We start from the raw sequence: 756 nt of genomic DNA on the forward strand, positions 1-756 counted from the left end.
GGATGTTGGTGAATGGGCGTTCTATTTTTTACGATTATTCGATAACGAGTTATGATTATTATCACGTTGAAACTGAAGATCATTCTGTGATTTGGGCGGATGGTATGTTAACGGAAAGCTATTTAAATACTGGCAATCGTCATTCATTTAATAAAGATCAGAAGGTTGTTCAGTTAGATCCTCATGTAAAGATTTGGGCAGAAGACGCTGTTGCACCTTTAACGGTCGAACGTAGCTTTGTGGAGCCTATTTTTAATGATTTAATGAAACGTGCGGATAAACAAAAACTCGTCAATCAAAATGAGAGTAATTTTGTTTTATCGAATGATCCAGAGTTATATTTGTTAACGGAAGATGGTGAAGAGATTTATCAAAGTCGAGTTGACAAAGATAGAGTAATTTTTAGTCTTCCTGCGAATACTCAACATGTTTATCTTGTCTCTAGAAAGAGCCGCCCTTGTGATGTGATTGGACCTTTTGTGGATGACCGTCGTCCTTTAGGGGTTTTGATTGGTCGTGTGGTTGTTTTAAATCAATATGGTGCTTATCCTGTGGCACAGTATTTACAACAAGATGAATTGCAAGGTTGGTCAGTGGTCGAGAACACTGTTTGTCGTTGGACGATGGGATGTGCATTCTTGCCTTTGGAAGTGTATAATGCAGAGCATCCATTTGAAATTGCTATTCAGATTATACAAGCAGGTCCTTATCTTGTTGAAGAAGAGAGTTTAGATGAGGAAAAAATAGCTGTTTAAG

The 756-nt window shown here is 37.7% G+C and carries 1 protein-coding gene; it reads left to right on the forward strand.

Annotation, left to right across the window (positions count from 1 at the left end):
- Positions 1-755 (forward strand): Hint domain-containing protein (locus tag CIN_RS09945; protein WP_008854968.1); only part of this gene is annotated, 755 nt, incomplete at its 5' end.
- Between the last annotated feature and the right edge of the window lies 1 nt (position 756).

The organism is Commensalibacter intestini A911, from assembly GCF_000231445.1.
GTDB classification, from domain to species: Bacteria; Pseudomonadota; Alphaproteobacteria; order Acetobacterales; family Acetobacteraceae; genus Commensalibacter; species Commensalibacter intestini.